General features: G+C 66.9%; 20 protein-coding genes. 15 read left to right on the plus strand and 5 right to left on the minus strand.

Going from position 1 to position 20,684, the window contains the following annotated elements:
• Window positions 1-1,139, minus strand: a 1,139-nt coding sequence (locus A9W99_RS13880; protein WP_067378512.1) for an adenylate/guanylate cyclase domain-containing protein, incomplete at its 3' end; no start/stop codon positions are given.
• Between the two features lie 127 nt (window positions 1,140-1,266).
• On the opposite strand from A9W99_RS13880, the gene A9W99_RS13885 reads away from it, so the two are divergent.
• Window positions 1,267-4,278 carry an acyl-CoA synthetase gene (locus tag A9W99_RS13885; protein ID WP_156623094.1) on the plus strand — a complete coding sequence of 1,004 codons (3,012 nt, stop codon included), beginning with the start codon at window positions 1,267-1,269 and terminating at the stop codon, window positions 4,276-4,278.
• The gene (locus A9W99_RS13890; protein ID WP_067378517.1) at window positions 4,271-4,495 is read left to right on the plus strand and encodes a Trm112 family protein; all 225 of its coding nucleotides are present in this window, start codon (window positions 4,271-4,273) and stop codon (window positions 4,493-4,495) included. The genes A9W99_RS13885 and A9W99_RS13890 overlap by 8 nt, the downstream gene beginning before the upstream one ends.
• Here the strand turns inward: A9W99_RS13890 and A9W99_RS13895 are convergent.
• The 3 genes from A9W99_RS13895 to A9W99_RS13905 are packed head-to-tail and all read right to left on the minus strand — an operon-like array spanning window position 4,461 to window position 6,614.
• Window positions 4,461-5,081 carry a TetR family transcriptional regulator gene (locus A9W99_RS13895; RefSeq protein WP_067378520.1) on the minus strand — a complete coding sequence of 207 codons (621 nt, stop codon included), beginning with the start codon at window positions 5,079-5,081 and terminating at the stop codon, window positions 4,461-4,463. The genes A9W99_RS13890 and A9W99_RS13895 overlap by 35 nt on opposite strands.
• A gap of 4 nt (window positions 5,082-5,085) precedes the next feature.
• Window positions 5,086-5,916 carry an ABC transporter permease gene (locus tag A9W99_RS13900; protein WP_082929990.1) on the minus strand — a complete coding sequence of 277 codons (831 nt, stop codon included), beginning with the start codon at window positions 5,914-5,916 and terminating at the stop codon, window positions 5,086-5,088.
• Window positions 5,850-6,614: an ABC transporter ATP-binding protein gene (locus A9W99_RS13905; protein WP_067378528.1), complete on the minus strand. Its 765-nt coding sequence runs from the start codon at window positions 6,612-6,614 to the stop codon at window positions 5,850-5,852. The genes A9W99_RS13900 and A9W99_RS13905 overlap by 67 nt, the downstream gene beginning before the upstream one ends.
• A gap of 57 nt (window positions 6,615-6,671) precedes the next feature.
• Between A9W99_RS13905 and A9W99_RS13910 the strand changes: the two genes are divergently transcribed.
• The 13 genes from A9W99_RS13910 (at window position 6,672) to xerD (ending at window position 19,842) form a co-directional block, all read left to right on the plus strand.
• Window positions 6,672-7,283, plus strand: coding sequence for a DNA-3-methyladenine glycosylase (locus A9W99_RS13910; RefSeq protein ID WP_067378531.1), 612 nt, complete (start codon window positions 6,672-6,674; stop codon window positions 7,281-7,283).
• An 11-nt stretch (window positions 7,284-7,294) separates the two neighbouring features.
• Window positions 7,295-8,572, plus strand: coding sequence for a tyrosine--tRNA ligase (tyrS, locus tag A9W99_RS13915; protein WP_067378533.1), 1,278 nt, complete (start codon window positions 7,295-7,297; stop codon window positions 8,570-8,572).
• 35 nt (window positions 8,573-8,607) lie between these two features.
• Window positions 8,608-9,384 (plus strand): hypothetical protein, encoded by a 777-nt coding sequence (locus A9W99_RS13920; protein WP_082929991.1) that lies wholly within the window; start codon window positions 8,608-8,610, stop codon window positions 9,382-9,384.
• Window positions 9,381-10,385, plus strand: a complete 1,005-nt coding sequence (locus A9W99_RS13925; protein ID WP_067378537.1) for an HAD-IIA family hydrolase — start codon at window positions 9,381-9,383, stop codon at window positions 10,383-10,385. Before A9W99_RS13920 ends, A9W99_RS13925 begins: the two co-directional genes overlap by 4 nt.
• Window positions 10,386-10,408: 23 nt before the next feature.
• Complete coding sequence (locus A9W99_RS13930; RefSeq protein WP_067378541.1) at window positions 10,409-10,594, plus strand: hypothetical protein; 186 nt, start codon at window positions 10,409-10,411, stop codon at window positions 10,592-10,594.
• Window positions 10,595-10,602: 8 nt separating this feature from the next.
• Window positions 10,603-11,412: a TlyA family RNA methyltransferase gene (locus A9W99_RS13935; protein ID WP_067378543.1), complete on the plus strand. Its 810-nt coding sequence runs from the start codon at window positions 10,603-10,605 to the stop codon at window positions 11,410-11,412.
• Window positions 11,409-12,332, plus strand: a complete 924-nt coding sequence (locus A9W99_RS13940) for an NAD kinase (RefSeq protein WP_067378545.1) — start codon at window positions 11,409-11,411, stop codon at window positions 12,330-12,332. Before A9W99_RS13935 ends, A9W99_RS13940 begins: the two co-directional genes overlap by 4 nt.
• The gene (gene recN / locus A9W99_RS13945) at window positions 12,333-14,066 is read left to right on the plus strand and encodes a DNA repair protein RecN (RefSeq protein ID WP_067378546.1); all 1,734 of its coding nucleotides are present in this window, start codon (window positions 12,333-12,335) and stop codon (window positions 14,064-14,066) included.
• Window positions 14,067-14,230: 164 nt separating this feature from the next.
• Window positions 14,231-15,412 carry a putative cytokinetic ring protein SteA gene (gene steA / locus A9W99_RS13950; RefSeq protein WP_067378549.1) on the plus strand — a complete coding sequence of 394 codons (1,182 nt, stop codon included), beginning with the start codon at window positions 14,231-14,233 and terminating at the stop codon, window positions 15,410-15,412.
• Window positions 15,413-15,425: 13 nt separating this feature from the next.
• A complete protein-coding gene (locus A9W99_RS13955) occupies window positions 15,426-16,370 on the plus strand; it encodes a copper transporter (protein ID WP_067378552.1) in 945 nt (314 codons plus the stop codon).
• 148 nt (window positions 16,371-16,518) lie between these two features.
• Complete coding sequence (locus tag A9W99_RS13960; RefSeq protein WP_067378554.1) at window positions 16,519-18,279, plus strand: CTP synthase; 1,761 nt, start codon at window positions 16,519-16,521, stop codon at window positions 18,277-18,279.
• A complete protein-coding gene (locus tag A9W99_RS13965; RefSeq protein WP_067378557.1) occupies window positions 18,272-18,895 on the plus strand; it encodes an NUDIX hydrolase in 624 nt (207 codons plus the stop codon). Before A9W99_RS13960 ends, A9W99_RS13965 begins: the two co-directional genes overlap by 8 nt.
• Complete coding sequence (gene xerD / locus A9W99_RS13970; protein WP_067378559.1) at window positions 18,847-19,842, plus strand: site-specific tyrosine recombinase XerD; 996 nt, start codon at window positions 18,847-18,849, stop codon at window positions 19,840-19,842. Before A9W99_RS13965 ends, xerD begins: the two co-directional genes overlap by 49 nt.
• 5 nt (window positions 19,843-19,847) lie before the next feature.
• Here the strand turns inward: xerD and A9W99_RS13975 are convergent, their stop codons facing one another.
• Complete coding sequence (locus A9W99_RS13975) at window positions 19,848-20,600, minus strand: O-methyltransferase (protein WP_067378563.1); 753 nt, start codon at window positions 20,598-20,600, stop codon at window positions 19,848-19,850.
• Window positions 20,601-20,684: the final 84 nt, after the last annotated feature.

Raw genomic sequence — 20,684 nt, forward strand, 5'->3', positions numbered from 1 at the left:
CCAATATCGTCGCCGCGGACCTCGCACTCACCGGTGTGCAACCCCGCGCGCACCTGCAGACCCAACGCCTGCACCGCATCGCGAATCGCCACCGCACAACGGATCGCGCGCTGCGGACCGTCGAACACCGCCAAAAAACCGTCCCCCGAGGTGTTGACCTCACCACCCCGAAACCGACCCAACTGCGCGCGCACCACCGCATCGTGCGCGTCCAGCAAGGCATGCCAGTCCCGATCACCCACCTGCGCAGCCCGCCGCGTCGAATCCACAATGTCGGTGAACAACACCGTGGCGAGAACCCGATCATCGGCAACCTCGGGCTGGTGGCCGGTGAGGAACTCGTAGATCTTCTCGAAGGACGCCCGCCAGGGTTCGACGAAGTGATACATGTTGCGACCCGGCACGTCAACGTATTTGGCGTCGGGGACCTGACCGGCGACATACTTACCCCACTCAGGCGGGATGAACGGGTCCTCGGTGTGCTGGACGACTAGCGTAGGCACGCGGATTGCCGGGAAGACGGCCCGCACGTTCAACTCGGCTACCAGAGGCAGCATGAGCGCTACCGTCCCTGGGCTGGCTGCCAGCCGCTCTTGTCGTGCCCAGCTTGCCCGGATCTCCTCGTTCCAGGGCATGTCCGGATTGATCACATGTTGGAATTCGCCGGTTCCCCACCCGTCGACCATGTCCGCAAGAACTTGCTTCGAGTCAAGCCCATCCCTGCGCTCCGTCATCGGATCCGCATAGCCTTCGAGCACGACCAGGGCGGTGGTGCGCGACGGATGAGTTGCCGCAAACAGGGCCGCTGGCGACAAGGCGCCGCCGAACACGAGAAGGACCGCTTCGCTGCTGCCCAGATCGTCGAGGACCGCGGTGATGCTGTCGGCCCATTGCTCCAGCGTCGGCGGCGCACTCACGGTGACGGGATCGGATGCGCCAGTACCCGGCTGGTCGAAGAAGATCAGTCGCCCCAGCGATGTCATCGCCTCGACCCAGCCCTGGACGGACGGCAGTTCCGGGAAGATCTCGCTATTTGTGAACCATCCCGTGACGACGACGATGTCGCGAGGACCTGGACGTGTCGTGCGATACGCGACGCGCAAATCCCCGTTCAGCGCATAGCGCGTCTCCGAGAACACCGCAGAAGTCTAAGCCGAAACGGCACAAACGCCCCGAGAGCAAACCCGCGTCACCCGGCGTCCTGCACCCGGTCGGACGAAAACCGCGGGACCCGCAGATGTGCCATGATGACCACGCTGTCTAGGACTGCAGGGAGCACCAGGAGCAGTAGTGGATCTCAATTTGTCGGTTGTCACACGACCCGTCGAGCGTTTGGTTGCAACGGCACAGAACGGTTTGGAAGTCCTTCGATTGGGGGGCTTGGAAACTGGCAGCGTCCCATCGCCGTGCCAGATCGTCGAGAGCGTGCCGATGTACAAGCTCAAGCGGTACTTTCCGCCGGACAGCCGGCCGGGGAAGGCGCCGGTAGGCCCACCGGTGCTGATGGTGCACCCGATGATGATGTCGGCGGACATGTGGGACGTCACCCGCCAGGACGGCGCGGTGGGGATCCTGCACGCCAACGGGCTTGATCCCTGGGTCATCGACTTCGGCTCGCCGGACAAGGTCGAGGGCGGCATGCGGCGGAACCTGGCCGACCACATCGTGGCACTCAGTCAGGCGATCGGCACGGTCAGGGACGCCACCGGCCGAGACATTCACCTGGTCGGATATTCGCAGGGCGGAATGTGGTGCTATCAGGTCGCGGCATATCGCCGTTCGAAGAACCTCGCCAGCATCGTCACGTTCGGCTCCCCGGTGGACACGCTCGCGGCGCTGCCTATGGGCTTGCCGGCGAACATGGCTCCCGCCATTGCAGATTTTATGGCCGATCACGTCTTCAACCGCTTGAGTATCCCAAGCTGGATGGCGCGTACCGGTTTTCAGATGATGGACCCGCTCAAGACCGCCAAGGCCCGGGTCGACTTCGTGCGTCAGCTGCACGATCGCGAGGCGCTGCTGCCGCGCGAACAGCAGCGCAGGTTCCTCGAGCGCGAAGGCTGGATCGCCTGGTCCGGCCCGGCGATCTCCGAGCTGCTCAAGCAATTCATCGCCCACAACCGAATGATGACCGGTGGTTTCGCCATCAACGGGCAGATGGTGACCCTCACCGACATCACCTGCCCGGTACTGGCGTTCGTCGGCGAGGTCGACGACATCGGCCAGCCGGCTTCGGTGCGCGGCATCCGCCGAGCCGCACCCAATGCCGAGGTATTCGAATATTCAATCCGCACAGGGCATTTCGGTCTGGTCGTGGGATCCAGGGCGGCCAAGGAAAGCTGGCCGACGGTAGCGCAGTGGGTGCGATGGGTGTCCGACGGCGGCGACAAGCCGGACAACATCGACCTGATGGCCGACCAGCCGGAAGAGCACAACGACAGCGGAGTCGCATTCAGCTCCCGGCTCGCCCACGGTTTGGGCGAAGTGTCCGAAGCGGCGCTGGCGCTGGCCCGCGGTACGGCCGAGGCGGTGGTCGCGGCCAACAAATCGATGCGGACCCTCGCCGTGGAGACGGCCCGGACGTTGCCGCGACTGGCCCGGCTGGGACAGCTCAACGACCACACCCGAATCTCGTTGGGCCGCATCATCGACGAGCAGGCACACGAGGCCCCACAGGGCGAATTCCTGTTGTTCGACGGACGCGTGCACACCTACGAGGCCGTCAATCGGCGTATCAACAACGTGGTTCGCGGTCTGATCGAGGTCGGGGTGCGGCAAGGCGACCGGGTCGGCGTGCTGATGGAGACGCGGCCCAGTGCGCTGGTCGCGATCGCCGCGCTGTCCCGGCTTGGGGCCGTCGCCGTGGTAATGCGGCCCGACGCCGACCTGGCCGCGACGATCCGGCTCGGGGGAGTCACCGAGATCCTGACCGACCCCACCAATCTCGATGCCGCCCGTCAACAACCGGGACAGGTTCTGGTGCTGGGTGGTGGCGAGTCGCGCGATCTGGACCTTCCCGAGGACGCGGACGTCATCGACATGGAGAAGATCGACCCCGACGCCGTCGAACTCCCGGCCTGGTACCGGCCCAACCCAGGGTTGGCGCGGGACCTGGCGGCCATCGCCTTTACCACCGCCAGCGGCGAGCTGGTAGCCAAGCAGATCACAAACTACCGCTGGGCGGTGTCCGCGTTCGGAACCGCATCGACGGCCTCGCTGGACCGTAAGGACACCGTCTACTGCTTGACGCCGCTGCACCACGAATCGGCGCTGTTGGTCAACCTGGGCGGCGCAGTCGTCGGCGGCACCCGCATCGCGCTGTCGCGTGGACTGCACCCGGACCGGTTCGTCCAAGAGATACGGCAATACGGCGTCACGGTTGTCTCGTACACGTGGGCCATGCTGCGCGAGGTCGTCGACGATCCGGCGTTCGTGCTACAGGGCAACCATCCCGTGCGGCTGTTTATCGGCTCCGGGATGCCGACCGGATTGTGGCAGCGGGTGGTCGAGGCATTCGCGCCTGCTCACGTCGTCGAGTTCTTCGCCACCACCGACGGGCAGGCGGTATTGGCCAACGTCTCAGGCGCCAAGATCGGCAGCAAGGGGCGTCCGTTGCCGGGTGCCGGCCGCGTCGAGCTCGGCGCCTACGACGCCGAACACGACCTGATCCTGGAGGACGACCGCGGTTTCGTACAGGTCGCCGACGTCAACCAGATCGGTGTCCTGCTCGCGCAGTCCAACGGCCCGATCGATCCGACCGCGTCGGTCAAGCGCGGTGTCTTCGCACCCGCTGATACCTGGATATCGACCGAGTATCTGTTCCGCCGCGACGAAGACGGCGACTACTGGCTGGCCGGCAGGCGCGGTTCGGTGATCCACAGCAAGCGGGGCATCGTCTATCCAGAGCTGGTCACCGACGCACTTGGCTGCATCAACGGCGTCGACCTCGCGGCGACGTACAGCGTGTCGGTGGGGACCAAACAGGTGGCGGTTGCGGCGGTAGCCCTCTTGCCGGGCGCCACCATCACAGCGGCCGGTTTGACCGAAGCCATTGCCCACATGCCCGTCGGGCGCGGACCCGACATCGTGCACGTGGTGCCGGACTTGCCGCTCAGCCTCACCACCTACCGTCCCGACGTCAGCGCTCTGCGGGCGGCCGGCATTCCCAAAGCGGGACGCCAGACGTGGTTCTTCGACGCGGACGGCAAAGAGTTCCGGCGGCTGACTCCGGCGGCACGGTCAGAGCTGATCGGGGACCATCGGCGAAGCGATGCTTGACGATTCGCTGCTGAACATCCTGGTGTGCCCGGCTGACCGGGGCCCGCTGGTGCTCAGCGACGACGGTCACGGTGCAGTGCTCTACAACCCGCGGCTGCGACGCGCCTATCGGGTCGAGGACGACATCCCGGTGCTGCTGGTGGACGAAGCGCGGGACGTCGACGACGACGAGCACGCCCGGCTCATCGCGCGAGGCCGTCCGGTAGATCCCCGGTGAGGTAACGCTGCAGATTCGGCGCGATGGTCTGCACGATCTGGTCGGCCGGCAGCGACGCGAACGGCTCGATCTTCACGATGTAGCGCGCCATCACCACGCCCATCAACTGGGATGCGACGAATTGCGCACGGATCTTGCCCGTTCCCGGCGGATTGTCAACGCGTGAACCGACTTCCACGCTGATGACCTCCTGCAGGAACGAGCGTGCCAGACTGACCTCGGAGCCCGAGATCAGCGACCGTAACGTCGCGATCAGGCCGGCGCCCAGTTCGGAATCCCACAACGGCAACAACAACGACGGCAGCTTGTAGCCGAGTTCCTCGACCGGGGTTTCCCGCATCGGCCCGATCACTTCCATCGGATCGATCGGCAGGTGGATGGCGGCGGCGAAAAGCTGTTGCTTGGTTCCGAAGTAGTGGTGCACCAGCGCAGCATCCACACCCGCCCGGGCAGCCACGGCTCGTACCGAGGTTCGGTCGATTCCGTTGTGCGCAAACAGCTCCCGTGCGCTGGCCAGGATGCGGTCGCGAGTGTCCGAATTGCCGGCGGGGCGGCCGGGTCGCCTGCGAGTTGCTTTGGTAGTCAACGCGTTACGGTGTCCGTCTGCGCAGCGTCGCGGCCGCCAGGCACAGCGACGCGAGGGCAAATGCCAGCACCACGACGATGTCGCGAACGGCGATGTAGGTCAGTTCCGGATGTGCGCCCACCTGTTGCAGGGCTTCCAGCGCGTAGCTGGCCGGCATCGCGTTGCTGATCCATTGCAGCCAGTGTGGCATTGTGCTGCGTGGGGCGATCACCCCGGCCAACAGCAGTTGGGGCACCATCACCAGCGGGATGAATTGCACGGCCTGAAACTCGGTGCGGGCGAAGGCGCTGCAGAGTAGTCCCAGCCCCACGCCCAGGATCGCGTTGACGATCGCTATCACGAACACCCAGATGGGACTGCCGGCGGTGGTGAAGTCCAGTAGCCAAAACGAGAACACGCAAGCCAGGCTGGCTTGTGCGGCCGCGGCGACCGAGAACGCGGTGCCATAGGCGAGCAGCAGGTCGGGCCGGCGCAACGGTGTGGTCAGAATGCGCTCCAGGGTTCCCGAGGCCCGTTCCCGCTGCATGGTTATCGACGTGATGATGAACATCACGAACAGCGGAAAGAGGCCCAGCAGGATCAGGCAGGCATTGTTGAACGGCGTCGGGGCGCCGGGCCGGTGTGGGGCGTTTTCGAACATGAAGTACATCAACGTGATGACCACGAGGGGTACCACCAGGATCATCGCGACGCTGCGGTGATCGCCGGCCAGCTGACGCAGGATCCGCGTCGTGGTGGCCGCGTACGGCTTCAGTTGTCCGACAAGCCCTACCCGGCTTGGAGTTCGGTGCTGCGCCGGATGATGGACAGAAACGCTTCCTCCAGTGACGTGCATCCTGTGTCCTCTCGTAGCTGGGTCGGGGTGGTGTGGGCGACGAGGTGGCCCTCGCGCATCAGCAGCAGGTCGCCGCAGTGGTCGGCCTCGTCCATCACGTGGCTGGAGACCAGCAGGGTGGTTCCGCCCTCGGCGAGGTCGGTGAACTGCTTCCAAAGGTCCACGCGCAGCACGGGATCCAGGCCCACGGTGGGTTCGTCGAGCACCAGCAGCTCGGGTTGGCAGACCAGTGCGCAGGCCAGCGACACGCGGGTGCGCTGACCGCCGGACAGGTTGCGGCACAATGCGGTTCGGTGATCGGTCAGGCCCACCCGATCGATGGCCTCGTCGGCGGCGTCGGCGTCGAATCCGTAGAGCGACGCGAAGTAGCGGACGTTGTCGACGATCCGCAGGTCGGGGTAGATGGTCGGGTCCTGTGGCAGGTAGCCGACCCGGTGGCGCAGGTCCGCGGAGCCGGCGGGGCGGCCGAGCACGGTGACGCTGCCTGACGCGACGATCTGAGTGCCGACGATGCTGCGGATCAGCGTGCTTTTGCCGCAGCCCGACGGGCCGAGCAGACCGGTGATGGTGCCGCGCGCGATGTCGACCGAGAAGTCGTGCAGCGCGGGCCGTTTCCCGCGAATCACCCTCAGGTGCTTGATGCTGACCGCGGAATCAGCCTCGGCTCGAAATAATTCATCGTGCGATGAAGTCATCATATGATGAATAATCGCCCTCTGGCAGAGCGTTGTCAAGGGCCGGGCACAATCTGACCGGTGAGCGCTGTGCAACTGGACGTCGACCCGGTGGCTGCCGCACATCGATTGCTCGGCGCCACCATCGCCGGGCGGGGTGTGCGTGCCACCGTCGTCGAAGTCGAGGCCTACGGCGGGGTTCCCGACGGGCCCTGGCCGGACGCCGCGGCCCACTCATATCGCGGCCCCAACGGCCGCAACGCGGTTATGTTCGGGCCACCCGGGCGGCTCTACACCTACCGCAGCCACGGCATCCACGTCTGCGCCAATGTCGCCTGCGGACCCGACGGCACCGCCGCCGCGGTGCTGCTGCGGGCCTGCGCCATCGAGGACGGCCTCGACGTCGCCCGCTCCCGGCGCGGCGAACTGATTCGGACGGCCGCACTCGCCCGCGGGCCGGGCAACCTGTGCTCAGCATTGGGAATCACCATGGACGACAACGGGATCGACGTGTTTGATCCGGCCAGTCCGGTAACCCTCGAGCTCAACGAGCCGGTCGCGGCGGTGGCCGGCCCGCGCGTCGGGATCAGTCAGGCCGCCGACCGGCCGTGGCGGTTGTGGCTCGCGGGCCGGCCCGAGGTATCGGCCTACCGGCGAAGTCCGCGAGCGCCGGCCGCAGGCGCCAGCGACTAGAGTTCTGCGCGATGTCTGAGACTTCCGGGATCGTCGACGAGCTGGGCTGGCGCGGGCTGATCGCGCAATCCACCGACCTCGAAGCGCTGACAGCTGAAGCGCAGCGCGGGCCGATGACGGTCTACGCCGGCTTCGATCCCACGGCGCCCAGCCTGCATGCCGGGCATCTGGTGCCGCTACTGGCGTTGCGCCGGTTCCAGCGGGCCGGTCACCGTCCCATCGTGCTGGCCGGCGGCGCCACCGGCATGATCGGTGATCCGCGGGAGATCGGCGAACGCACCCTCAACGAGGCGGCCACCGTCGCCGAATGGACCGACCGGATCCGCGGACAGCTCAAGCGCTTCGTCGACTTCGACGAATCAGCCACCGGCGCGATCGTCGAGAACAACCTCGAGTGGACGCGGGCCATGTCCACCATCGAGTTCCTGCGTGACATCGGAAAGCACTTTTCGGTCAACGTGATGCTGGATCGCGACACGATCCGGCGCCGCCTGGACGGCGAGGGCATCTCCTACACCGAGTTCAGCTACATGCTGCTGCAGGCCAACGACTACGTGGAACTGCACCGGCGGTACGGCTGCACGCTGCAGATCGGCGGCTCCGACCAGTGGGGCAACATCATCGCCGGTGTGCGCCTGGTCCGCCAGAAGCTGGGCGCGGCGGTGCATGCACTCACCGTCCCGCTGGTGACCGCCGCCGACGGCTCGAAGTTCGGGAAATCCACCGGCGGCGGCAGCTTGTGGCTGGACCCGCAGATGACCAGCCCGTACGCCTGGTACCAGTACTTCGTCAACACCGCGGATGCTGACGTGATCCGCTACCTGCGGTGGTTCACCTTCCTGTCGTCCGATGAGTTGGCCGAGCTGGAGCAGGCCACCGCCGAGCGCCCCCAACAGCGTGCGGCCCAGCGCCGACTCGCCGCTGAACTCACCGTGCTGGTACACGGCGAGGCCGCCACCGCAGCCGTCGAGCATGCCAGCCGCGCGCTGTTCGGCCAGGGCGAGCTAAGCCGCCTCGACGAGGAGACGCTGGGCGCGGCATTGCGCGAGACGACCGTCGCCGAGCTCAAGCCCGGCAGTCCCGACGGAATCGTCGACCTGCTGGTGGCCAGCGGCCTGTCCGAAAGCCGGAAAGCGGCGCGTCGCACGATCGGCGAAGGCGGTGTGTCGGTCAACAACCTCCGCGTCCAGAGCGACGAATGGACCCCGCAGCCGTCGGACTTCCTGCATGGCCGCTGGCTGGTACTTCGCCGGGGCAAGCGCAATATCGCCGGGATAGAAAGGCTGTAGCGCGGCGCGGCTGGGCTGTCCGTAACCTTGACGAAGTGGGTGACGACAGACATAGTGAGCGACGACCGCAAGCGAAAGCCTGGTCGGGTCCGGGTCGGGCGCGCCCAGTCCAACCGCAGAGCACTCCTGCTAACGGCGACCGCGCCGTTGAGGACGGCCCGCCGTTGCCACCGGGCGTGGACGCAAGGCAACTGGCACCGGAAATCCGGCGCGAATTGAGCACCTTGGGCCGTGCCACCGCCGAGGTGGTCGCCTCTCACCTGGTTGCCGCCGGCGAGCTGATCGACGACGACCCGGAAGCCGCCCTGAGCCACGCACGCGCGGCGCGGGCCAGGGCCACCAGGATCGCGGCGATCCGCGAAGCCGTCGGAATTGCTGCCTACCACTGCGGCGACTGGGCACAGGCGCTGGCCGAATTGCGGGCTGCCCGCAGAATGGGCAGCAAGTCCCCACTGCTGGCCCTGATCGCCGATTGCGAACGCGGGCTCGGGCGACCGCAGCGAGCCATCGAACTGGCCCGCGGACCCGAAGCGGCCGAGCTCACCGGTGACGACGCCGACGAGTTGCGCATCGTGGCCGCCGGTGCCCGCGCGGACCTGGGACAGCTGGAACAGGCGCTGACCGTGCTGTCCACTCCGCAGCTGGACCCCGCCCGCACCGGCTCGACGGCCGCGCGGCTGTTCTACGCGTACGCCGACACATTGCTGGCGCTAGACCGCAAAGACGAAGCGCTGCAATGGTTTCTGCGTGCCGCCAGCGCCGACGTCGACGGCGTCACCGACGCCGAAGAGCGGGTCGGCGAGCTCGGGTGACGAAAAGCATTGCGCAGGAATACGACTGCCTACTGATCGACCTCGACGGCACGGTGTTTCGCGGCCGTCAGCCCACCGACGGCGCGGTGCAGTCGTTGGCCGAGATACACAGCCGCAAGCTGTTCGTCACTAACAACGCATCGCGCAGCGCCGGGGAGGTCGCGGCGCACCTGCGCGAACTCGGGTTCTCCGCCTCCGGCGACGACGTCGTCACCAGTGCGCAAAGCGCCGCGCACCTGCTGGCGGGTCAGTTGTCGGCGGGTTCCCGGGTCCTGGTCGTGGGCACCGAGACATTGGCCGACGAGATCACCGCCGTCGGCCTGTGCCCGGTGCGGCGCTTCGAGGACCGACCCGATGCTGTTGTGCAGGGGCTGTCCACCACCATCGGCTGGTCCGAATTGGCCGAGGCGGCGCTGGCGATCCGGGCCGGCGCCGTTTGGGTGGCGGCCAACGTCGACCCGACTCTGCCCACCGAACGCGGCTTGCTGCCCGGTAACGGGTCGTTGGTGGCCGCGCTGCGCACCGCCACGGGTGCCGAACCCCAGGTAGCGGGCAAGCCAGGGCCACAACTGATGACCGATGCAGTGGGCCGCGGCGACTTCCACGCGCCGCTGGTGATCGGGGACAGATTGGATACCGACATCGAAGGGGCCAACGCGGCGGGGCTGCCCAGCCTGATGGTGCTGACCGGGGTCAACAATGCGCGCGACGCGGTCTTCGCTGAGCCTGACCACCGGCCCACCTATATCGGCCAGGATCTGCGCTGTCTGCACGAGGAGGCCAAGCTGCTCGCGGTAGGGCCGCAGCCGGACTGGCGCGTCGACGTCGGCGACCACGCGGTGACGGTCAGCGCGGACGGCGACCGGGACGGTGACGGCTTGTCGATCGTGCGTGCGGTGGCCAGCGCGGTGTGGGAAGCAGACCGATCGGTGGAAATTGAGGCCGGCGACGACCGCGCCCGCGACGCGTTGCGCCGCTGGTCCCTGGTGCAGACCGACTAGCCGGTGACTAGCGTAGGAGCGCAATGACTATCGATCCCGACCAGATCCGCGCCGAAATCGAGGCGCTGATGGCCCAGTTGCCCGATCCCGCCCATCCGGCCGACGACGAGAAGGGGCCATCTCTCGCCGAGCTCGAAGAGATCGCGCGTCGTCTTTCCGAGGCGCACGACGTGCTGTTGCGGGCTCTGGAGTCGGCGGAGAAGGGCTGAGTGCGCGCGTGCCTCGGCGTGCTCGCGTCGACGCCGAACTGGTCCGCCGTGGCCTGGCGCGGTCCCGTCAGCAGGCCGCGGAGCTGATCGGTGCCGGCAAGGTGAGCATCGACGGCCTGCCCGCGGTCAAGCCGGGGACCGCCGTCGCGGTCACCGCCACCCTGACGGTCGAGGACGATGGCGAACGCGCCTGGGTGTCGCGGGGAGCGCACAAACTGATCGGCGCGCTGGACGATTTCGGCATCGCCGTCGACGGCCGGCGCTGCCTGGACGCCGGTGCGTCGACGGGCGGATTCACCGAGGTGCTGCTGGACCGCGGGGCCGCCGAGGTGGTCGCCGTAGACGTCGGGTACGGGCAGCTGGCCTGGTCGCTGCGCAGCGATCCGCGGGTGGCGGTCGTGGAGCGCACCAACGTCCGCGACCTGACGCCCGTGGCGATCGGCGGTCAGGTTGACCTGGTGGTGGCGGACCTGTCGTTCATCTCGCTGGCCGCGGTGTTGCCCGCGCTGGCTGGATGCGCTTTGCCTACCGCGGATATCGTTCCCATGGTGAAGCCGCAGTTTGAGGTGGGGAAGGGCCAGGTCGGTTCCGGCGGGGTGGTCCGCGACTCGGGATCGCGAGCTGGCGCGGTGCTGGGCGTGGCGCGGCGCGCCGCGGAGCTGGGTTGGCACACCGTCGGTGTGGCGCCCAGCCCGCTACCGGGTCCGTCGGGCAATGTCGAATATTTCCTGTGGCTGCGCGTCCAAACCGATCGCGCACTGGTTGGCGACGGACTCGCGGATGCGGTCCGCCGGGCCATCGAAGGGGGCCCGAGATGACCGCTGAACGTACCGTGCTGCTGATCGTGCACACCGGGCGCGACGAAGCCACCGATACCGCACGTCGTGTCGAGAAAGTATTGGGCGACAAAGGAATTGGGCTGCGCGTGTTGTCCGCGGAGGCCGTTGACCGGGGATCGCTGCACCTGGCTCCTGACGATATGCGCGCGCTGGGCGTCGACATCCAGGTGGTCGACGCCGACCCGCACGCCGCCGAGGGCTGCGAGCTGGTGGTGGTGCTCGGCGGTGACGGCACGTTCTTGCGCGCGGCCGAGCTGGCCCGCAACGCGGGCATACCGGTGTTGGGCGTCAATTTGGGCCGGATCGGTTTTTTGGCCGAAGCCGAGGCCGAGGCCATCGATCGGGTGCTGGAACACGTCATCGCGCGCGACTACCGGGTGGAGGAGCGGCTGACGCTCGATGTCGTCGTGCGCCACGAGGGGCGGGTCATCGAGGAGGGCTGGGCGCTGAATGAGGCCAGCCTGGAGAAGGGGCCGCGGTGGGGCGTGCTCGGGGTGGTAGTCGAAATCGACGGCCGTCCAGTGTCGACGTTCGGCTGCGACGGGGTACTGATATCCACGCCGACCGGATCCACCGCCTACGCGTTCTCGGCGGGCGGGCCGGTGTTGTGGCCCGACCTGGAAGCGATCCTGGTGGTACCCAACAACGCTCACGCGCTGTTCGGCAGGCCGATGGTCACCAGCCCCGATGCCTGCATCGCGATCGAGACCGAAGCGACCGGCCACGACGCCCTGGTGTTCTGCGACGGCCGGCGAGAAATGGTGATACCCGCCGGCGGCCGACTCGAGGTGACCCGCTGCGGCACACCGGTCAAATGGGCACGCCTGGACAGCGCGCCGTTCACCGACCGCTTGGTGCGCAAGTTCCGGTTGCCGGTGACCGGCTGGCGCGGGAAGTAAATGCTCACTGAGATCCGCATCGAGTCGCTGGGCGCCATCAGCGTCGCGACGGCCGAGTTCGACCGCGGCCTGACTGTCCTGACCGGCGAGACCGGCACCGGCAAGACCATGGTGGTGACGGGGCTGCACCTGCTCGGCGGTGCCCGCGCGGACGCCACTCGGGTCCGCTCGGGAGCCGACCGCGCCGTCGTCGAAGGTCGGTTCACCACAACCGATCTCGACGACGCCGTAACAGCTCAGCTGGACCGGATCCTGGACTCGTCGGGCGCCGAGCGCGACGAGGACGGCAGCGTGATCGCGCTGCGCTCGGTCAGCCGCGACGGACCGTCGCGCGCGTATCTGGGCGGCCGCAGTGTGCCGGCCAAGTCGCTGAGCGGTTTCACCACCGAACTGCTGACGCTGCACGGGCAGAACGACCAGCTGCGGTTGATGCGGCCCGAGGAGCAACGCGGTGCGTTGGACCGTTTCGCAGGCGCAGGGCCGGCGGTCGAGCGTTATCGCAAGCTGCGCGATGCCTGGCTGACGGCGCGGCGCGATCTCAGCGACCGTCGCAGCCGGGCGCGAGAACTCGCGCAGGAGGCCGACAGGCTGAAGTTCGCGCTCAACGAGATCGACACCGTCGACCCGGAGCCTGGAGAGGACGACGCGCTGGTTGCCGACATCATCCGGCTGTCCGAATTGGACACGCTGCGCGAGGCTGCAAATGGTGCGCGCGCGGCGCTGTCCGACGACGAGTTCGGGGCAACCGACCGGCTGGGGCGGGCAAGGGCTGCGCTGGAATCGACCGATGACGCGACGCTGCGGGCGCTCGCCGAGCAAATCGGGGAGGCGCTGACCGTGATCGTCGAGGCGAACCGCGAACTCGGCGACTATCTGGAAGCGCTGCCGACCGACGCCAGCGCGCTCGAATCCAAGTTGGCCCGTCAAGCCGAGCTGCGCTCGCTGACCCGCAAATACGCTGCGGACATCGACGGGGTGCTGCAGTGGGCGGGCCAGGCGCGCGAAAGACTGGCCCAACTCGACGTCTCCGAGGAGGGGTTGGCGGTACTGGAACGTCGGGTTGACGAGCTGGCACGCGAATTAGCCCGAGCCGCAGACGATCTGAGCAAGACGCGCCGCAAAGCCGCCAAGCGGCTGGCCAAGGAGGTGACCGCGGAGCTGTCCGCACTGGCGATGGGTGACGCCGAATTCACCATTGCCGTCGTCACCGATCCGGTTGAGCCCGACGACCAGGCCGCCCTGATGTTGGGCTCCGGCGACGTGGTTCGGGCCGGCGGCGACGGGGTGGACCAAGTTGAGTTCGGCTTTGCCGCACACCGCGGCATGACCGTGCTGCCGCTGGCCAAGAGCGCGTCCGGCGGCGAGCTATCCCGGGTGATGCTGGCCCTGGAAGTGGTGCTGGCCGCGTCCGCGACAGGTACCACGATGGTGTTCGACGAGGTCGACGCCGGTGTCGGCGGCCGGGCGGCGGTGCAGATCGGGCGGCGACTGGCGCGGCTGGCCCGCACGCATCAGGTCATCGTGGTCACTCACTTGCCGCAGGTCGCTGCGTATGCCGACGTGCACCTGGTCGTGCACGCCGGGCCCAAGGGCGCCAGCGGCGTGCAGCGAGTGACCGACGACGACCGGGTTGCTGAGCTGGCCCGGATGATGGCCGGGCTCGGCGAGTCGGACAGCGGCCGCGCGCATGCCCGCGAATTACTCGACACCGCCCAGAACGACGCTCTCTCCTAGCCGCGAGCGTGCGCAAATGTACGCCGTAACCCCATCAGATGCGTACATTTGCGCACCCTCGTCGAAATGAAACTGTTACGGATGTGACACTAGATAACTTCTGAGGCAGATGTTACGGCGCGCCTCCACGCCACGCCCGTGCTTGACGGACAGAATCGCACCCCATGAGGATGTCCACACTTCTGACTCGTAACACCACCCGGCCGGGCATTGTCGGTACCGCTCGGGTGGATAGGAACATCGACCGGTTGCTGCGCAGGGTCTGCCCCGGCGACATCGTGGTCCTCGACATCCTGGACCTGGACCGCATCACCGCCGATGCGCTCGTCGAAGCCGACATCGCCGCCGTCGTCAACGCATCGCCGTCGGTTTCCGGCCGCTATCCCAACTTGGGCCCGGAGGTACTGGTCAACAACGGGGTCACCCTGATCGACGAGACCGGTCCGGAGGTCTTCAAGAAGGTCAAGGACGGCGCCAAGATCCGCCTGCACGAGGGCGGGGTCTATGCCGGTGACCGCCGCCTGGTCCGCGGCACCCAGCGCACCGACCACGACATCGCCGACCTGATGCGAGAGGCCAAAGGTGGACTGGCCGCCCATTTGGAGGCGTTCGCCGGCAACACGATCGAGTTCATCAAGAGCGAAAGCCCGCTGCTGATCGACGGCATCGGCATCCCCGACATCGATGTCGACCTGCGCCGCCGGCACGTGGTCATCGTCGCCGACGAGCCCACCGCCGCCGACGACCTCAGAGCCCTCAAGCCGTTCATCAAGGAGTACCAACCGGTGCTGGTCGGTGTCGGAACCGGTGCGGACGTATTGCGCAAGGCGGGTTATCGGCCGCAAATCATCGTCGGCGATCCCGACCAGATCAGCACCGACGCCCTGAAGTCCGGTGCGCAGGTGGTGTTGCCCGCCGACGCCGACGGCCACGCGCCCGGCCTGGAGCGAATTCAGGACCTGGGTGTCGGAGCGATGACATTCCCGGCCGCCGGCTCGGCAGTCGACCTGGCCTTGCTGCTGGCCGATCATCACGGCGCAGCGCTGCTCGTCACCGCCGGTCACACGGCCAACATCGAGACCTTCTTCGACCGGACGCGGACCCAGAGCAACCCGTCGACCTTCCTCACCCGGCTGCGGGTAGGGGAGAAGCTGGTGGATGCCAGGGCCGTTGCCACGCTGTACCGCAACCACATGTCCGGGGGAGCCATCGCGCTGCTGGCGCTGACGATGCTGATCGCCGTCATCGTCGCCCTGTGGGTGTCACGCACCGATGCGACCGTGCTGCATTTCGTTGTCGATTATTGGAACCGCTCCTCCTTCTGGGTGCAGCACCTGGTGTCTTAGGACGTGCAATTTCATGATCTCGTTACGCCAACATGCGATCTCGCTGGCCGCGGTCTTCCTGGCGCTGGCCATCGGGGTGGTGCTGGGTTCCGGCTTCCTGTCGGACACCCTGTTGTCCAGCCTGCGTGACGAGAAGCGCGACCTGCACACGCAAATCAACGGCCTCAACGACCAGAAGAATGCGCTGACCCAAAAGCTCAGTGCGGCAAACAACTTCGATCGCCAGCTGGCCGGCCGGATGATGCGCGACGCGCTGGCGGGCAAGTCGATAGTCCTTTTCCGCACCCCGGACGCCAAAGACGACGACATCGCCGCGGTGTCGAGAAACGTTGCTCAGGCTGGCGGTACCGTCGTCGGGACCGTGTCGCTGACCCAGGAATTCGTCGAGGCCAACTCGGCGGAAAAACTGCTTACCGTCGTGAACTCGTCGATCCTGCCGGCCGGTACACAGTTGAGCACAAAGCTGGTCGATCAGGGTTCGCAGGCCGGCGACCTGCTGGGCATCGCGTTGTTGCTCAACGCCAACCCGTCCGCGCCGGCGATCGACGAGACCCAGCGTGCCACGGTCCTGGCGGCGCTACGCGACACCGGCTTCATCACCTATCAGCCCAGCGACCACTTCGGGGCGGCTAACGCCGCGATCGTCATCACCGGGGGCGGTCTGCCTCCGGATGCGGGCAATCAGGGGGCCAGCGTCGCCCGGTTTGCGGCCGCGCTGGCGCCGCACGGGTCTGGCACGCTGCTCGCCGGCCGGGACGGTTCGGCGACCGGGACCGCAGCGGTTTCGGTGACCCGCGCAGACGGCGGCATGGCCAGCGCGATCAGCACCGTCGACGACGTCGATTCCGAGGCGGGACGCATCACCGCGATTCTGGGCCTGCACGAACTGATCAACGGCGGCCACACCGGGCAGTACGGCACCGGGCACGGGGCTACGTCCGTCAGCGTGCCGAACTAGGGCGCCGTCAGCAGGGCATTCCCCGCGCCCGGGCGTGTACGCCGCGGCGCCGCGTCGCGGGTGTTAGGGTGGGATTCCGTGGTCGGCAGGCCCAGCTGGTATGTCCCCAGGCAAACCAAAGCCCTGCCCGTCTTCACGGAGGTCGCCTGTGCGAAAGCACCCGCAAACCGCCACCAAGCACCTCTTCGTCAGCGGTGGGGTAGCTTCCTCGCTCGGCAAGGGTCTGACCGCCAGTAGCCTCGGCCAGTTGCTGACTGCCCGCGGCTTGCATGTGACGATGCAGAAGCTCGACCCGTACCTCAACGTCGACCCGGGCACCATGAACCCGTTCCAGCACGGGGAGGTCTTCGTCACCGAGGACGGCGCCGAGACCGACCTCGATGTCGGGCATTATGAGCGGTTCCTGGATCGCGATCTGTCCGGTTCGGCGAATGTCACTACCGGGCAAGTGTATTCGACGGTCATCGCCAAGGAACGTCGTGGCGAATACCTCGGCGACACCGTCCAGGTCATTCCGCACATCACCGACGAGATCAAGCGACGCATCCTGGCGATGGCCGAACCGGATGCGGACGGTAACCGGCCCGACGTCGTCATCACCGAAATCGGCGGCACCGTGGGTGATATCGAGTCTCAGCCCTTTCTGGAGGCGGCACGACAGGTTCGGCACGACCTCGGCCGGGAGAACGTTTTCTTCCTCCATGTGTCGCTGGTGCCCTTCCTGGCTCCATCGGGCGAACTCAAGACCAAGCCCACCCAACACTCGGTGGCAGCGTTGCGCAGCATCGGTATCACACCGGATGCGCTCATCCTGCGCAGCGACCGAAACGTTCCCGAAGCGCTGAAGGACAAGATCGCACTGATGTGCGACGTCGACATCGACGGCGTCATCTCCACCCCGGATGCACCGTCGATCTATGACATCCCCAAGGTGCTGCATCGCGAAGAACTGGACGCCTATGTGGTGCGAAGGCTCAACCTGCCGTTCCGGGACGTGGACTGGACCGAATGGGACGACCTGCTGAGACGGGTTCACGAGCCGCATGACAATGTCCGAATTGCCTTGGTAGGCAAATATGTTGAGCTTTCCGACGCCTACCTGTCGGTCACCGAGGCATTGCGCGCCGGCGGGTTCAAGCACCACGCGAAAGTAGAGATGCGCTGGGTGGCTTCCGACGACTGCGAGACGCCAAGTGAGGCCGCGGCGGCACTGGCCGACGTGCACGGTGTGTTGGTGCCCGGCGGGTTCGGCATCCGGGGGATCGAGGGCAAGATCGGCGCCATTCGGTATGCCCGAACGCACGGGCTGCCCGTACTGGGGCTTTGTCTGGGCCTGCAGTGCATCGTCATCGAGGCCGCCCGCGCGATCGGGCTTACCGAGGCCAATTCGGCCGAATTCGAACCGGCCACACCAGATCCCGTGATCTCGACGATGGCCGATCAGACGCAGATCGTGGCGGGCGAGGCGGATCTGGGCGGTACCATGCGGCTGGGATCCTATCCGGCGGTGCTGGAACCGGACTCGATTGTGGCGCAAGCCTATGGGGCGACCCAGGTTTCCGAGCGGCATCGGCACCGCTACGAGGTCAACAACGCCTACCGCGAGCGGATCGCCGAAGGAGGCCTGAGGATTTCGGGCACGTCCCCCGACGGGCATCTCGTCGAGTTCGTCGAATACTCGCCGGACGTGCATCCGTTCATCGTCGGCACCCAGGCACACCCAGAGTTGAAGAGCCGACCCACCCGGCCGCACCCGCTGTTCGTCGCGTTCGTCGCAGCGGCAATCGAATACAAGAACGCCGAATTGCTGCCCGTCGATATCCCAGAAGTCCCGGAGCAAGCGTCCAACGGCAATCAGCATCGAGACGGTGTCGCACAGCCGTTACCCGAACCTGCCACCCGTGGCTGAGCACGTTTTCGAGACGACGTCGTCCGAAACTCTGCACACCGGAAAGATATTCGCGTTACGCCGAGACCAGGTTCGCATGCCGGGCGGCAAAATTGTCACCAGGGAGGTCGTCGAGCACTTCGGCGCGGTGGCCGTGGTGGCGCTCGATGACAATGGCAACATCCCAATGATCTACCAGTACCGGCACGCGTTCGGTCGCCGGCTGTGGGAGTTGCCGGCCGGACTGCTCGACGTGCACGGCGAGGCGCCGTATCTCACCGCCGCCCGAGAGCTCAAAGAGGAAGCCGGCTTGGAGGCCTCGACCTGGCGGGTGCTTGTCGATCTCGACTCGACACCAGGGTTCAGCGACGAGTCGGTGCGGGTCTACCTGGCCACCGGGCTCACCCAGGTCGATCGGCCCGAGGCGCATGACGAAGAAGCCGACATGACGTTGCAGTGGTATCCCCTTGCCGAGGCCGCGCGCAAGGTGCTCAGCGGCGAAGTCGTCAATGCCATTGCGGTTGCGGGCATTTTGGCCGCATATGCCGTGACGACCGGTTTCGCGAAGGCGCGTCAACTGGACAGCCCATGGACCGACAAGCCGACGACGTTCGCGGCCCGGCAGGCCAGAACGTGACGACGGGGACGACGCTGCCGCTCGAATCGCAAGTGCAGGGTTACCTGGACCATTTGACCATCGAGCGGGGTGTGGCGGCCAACACACTGAGCTCGTATCGCCGCGACCTGCGTCGTTACTCGAAGCACTTGGCGGAGCGCGGGATTCACGATCTGGCCAAGGTCGGCGAGACCGACGTCAGCGAATTCCTGGTGGCATTGCGCCGTGGGGATCCCGATTCCGGGGCGGCGGCGCTGTCCGCGGTGTCGGCGGCCCGGGCGCTGGTCGCGGTGCGCGGTTTGCATCGGTTCGCCGCCGCCGAAGGGCTGGCCGAACTGGACGTGGCGCGCGCCGTCCGGCCGCCGACACCGGGCCGTCGGCTGCCGAAGAGCCTGACCATCGACGAAGTGCTGGCGCTGCTGGAAGGCGCGGGCGGGGACAGCCCTGCCGACGGTCCGCTGACGTTACGCAACAGGGCGCTGCTCGAGCTGCTGTACTCCACCGGAGCGCGGATCTCGGAGGCCGTTGGCCTCGACGTCGACGACATCGATACCGAGGCCAGGTCCGTGCTGCTGCACGGCAAGGGCGGCAAACAGCGGTTGGTGCCGGTGGGACGTCCCGCCGTGCAAGCGCTGGACGCCTATCTGGTGCGAGGGCGTCCGGAGTTGGCGCGCCGCGGGCGTGGTACCCCGGCGATCTTCCTCAATGCGCGCGGCGGGCGGTTGTCGCGGCAAAGCGCATGGCAGGTTCTGCAAGAAGCCGCCGAGCAGGCCGGGATCACCTCGGGTGTCTCGCCACACATGCTGCGTCACTCCTTCGCCACCCACCTGCTCGAGGGCGGCGCCGACGTGCGCGTGGTGCAGGAGCTGCTCGGGCACGCGTCGGTGACGACCACGCAGATCTACACCCTGGTGACCGTGCACGCGCTGCGCGAAGTGTGGGCCGGGGCCCACCCGCGGGCTCAGTAGCCGCGTCAGCCCAAGTACTCCGACTCGAGGACCAGGTCGGACACCAGGCTCTGGTACTCCATATGAGTCTTGTGCTCGATGGTCTGCCAGTGCTCGCCCTGCTGCTTACGCATGTACTCCCGGTACTTGGGGGCGCCGGGCACCCGGACGTTGTCGGCAACCACAATCGAGCCCGCGTGCAACCAGCCTCGGTCAAGGATGCTGAGCAGGTCGGTCAAATAGGCGTCTTTGTCGTGGTCGAGGAACACGAAATCCAGTGCCTCAGTGGTGAATCCGTATTCATTGGCAAGCACGTCCAAGGTTCGCCCGCCGTCGCCGACGGTGCCGACCACACATGTGACCCGGTCCCCGACCCCGGCATGCTCCCAGATTCGACGGGCATTGGTGGCGTTGGCCTCGGCAAGTTCCACCGAGTACACCTTGGCGTCCGGTGCGGCGCGGGCGATCCGAAGCGCGCCGTAACCACAGTAGGTGCCCAGCTCGAGTGCCAGCTTCGGAGCGGCTTTGTGTACCGCGGCGTCGAGCAGCAGCCCTTTTTCATCACCGATGTTGATCAGCATCGACTCTTCGTAGGCGAACTTGTCCAGGGTGGACAGGACGTCGTCGACGTCGCCGGCAGTGGCGTGCCGCAGGACGTAGTCGACCGCCGCCGCTTCGCGCCCGTCGCCGATCTGGCCGGTGGTGTTGATATTGCGGATAGCGGGGGCCATCCGCCACACGGACCAGCGGAGTAGTGGAATCCGTCGCTTCAGACTCATGGACACCAACGATAGGCGTTGCGGCGTTTGTCAAGTCTTGTGGATCGGTGAATGCACGCCCGGGGCCAGAGCCCGTAAAGAGAT

This window comes from Mycobacterium sp. 1164966.3, from assembly GCF_001665395.1.
GTDB lineage: Bacteria > Actinomycetota > Actinomycetes > Mycobacteriales > Mycobacteriaceae > Mycobacterium.

What these genes read in the sequence shown, in the direction of transcription:
- A9W99_RS13890 (WP_067378517.1), top strand. Translation starts at nt 4,271, where the DNA reads ATGCTTGACGATTCGCTGCTGAACATCCTGGTGTGCCCGGCTGACCGG.
- A9W99_RS13900 (WP_082929990.1), bottom strand. Translation starts at nt 5,916, where the DNA reads ATGCACGTCACTGGAGGAAGCGTTTCTGTCCATCATCCGGCGCAGCAC.
- A9W99_RS13905 (WP_067378528.1), bottom strand. Translation starts at nt 6,614, where the DNA reads ATGATGACTTCATCGCACGATGAATTATTTCGAGCCGAGGCTGATTCC.
- tyrS (WP_067378533.1), top strand. Translation starts at nt 7,295, where the DNA reads ATGTCTGAGACTTCCGGGATCGTCGACGAGCTGGGCTGGCGCGGGCTG.
- A9W99_RS13930 (WP_067378541.1), top strand. Translation starts at nt 10,409, where the DNA reads ATGACTATCGATCCCGACCAGATCCGCGCCGAAATCGAGGCGCTGATG.
- A9W99_RS13940 (WP_067378545.1), top strand. Translation starts at nt 11,409, where the DNA reads ATGACCGCTGAACGTACCGTGCTGCTGATCGTGCACACCGGGCGCGAC.
- recN (WP_067378546.1), top strand. Translation starts at nt 12,333, where the DNA reads ATGCTCACTGAGATCCGCATCGAGTCGCTGGGCGCCATCAGCGTCGCG.
- steA (WP_067378549.1), top strand. Translation starts at nt 14,231, where the DNA reads ATGAGGATGTCCACACTTCTGACTCGTAACACCACCCGGCCGGGCATT.
- A9W99_RS13955 (WP_067378552.1), top strand. Translation starts at nt 15,426, where the DNA reads ATGATCTCGTTACGCCAACATGCGATCTCGCTGGCCGCGGTCTTCCTG.
- xerD (WP_067378559.1), top strand. Translation starts at nt 18,847, where the DNA reads ATGGACCGACAAGCCGACGACGTTCGCGGCCCGGCAGGCCAGAACGTG.
- A9W99_RS13975 (WP_067378563.1), bottom strand. Translation starts at nt 20,600, where the DNA reads ATGAGTCTGAAGCGACGGATTCCACTACTCCGCTGGTCCGTGTGGCGG.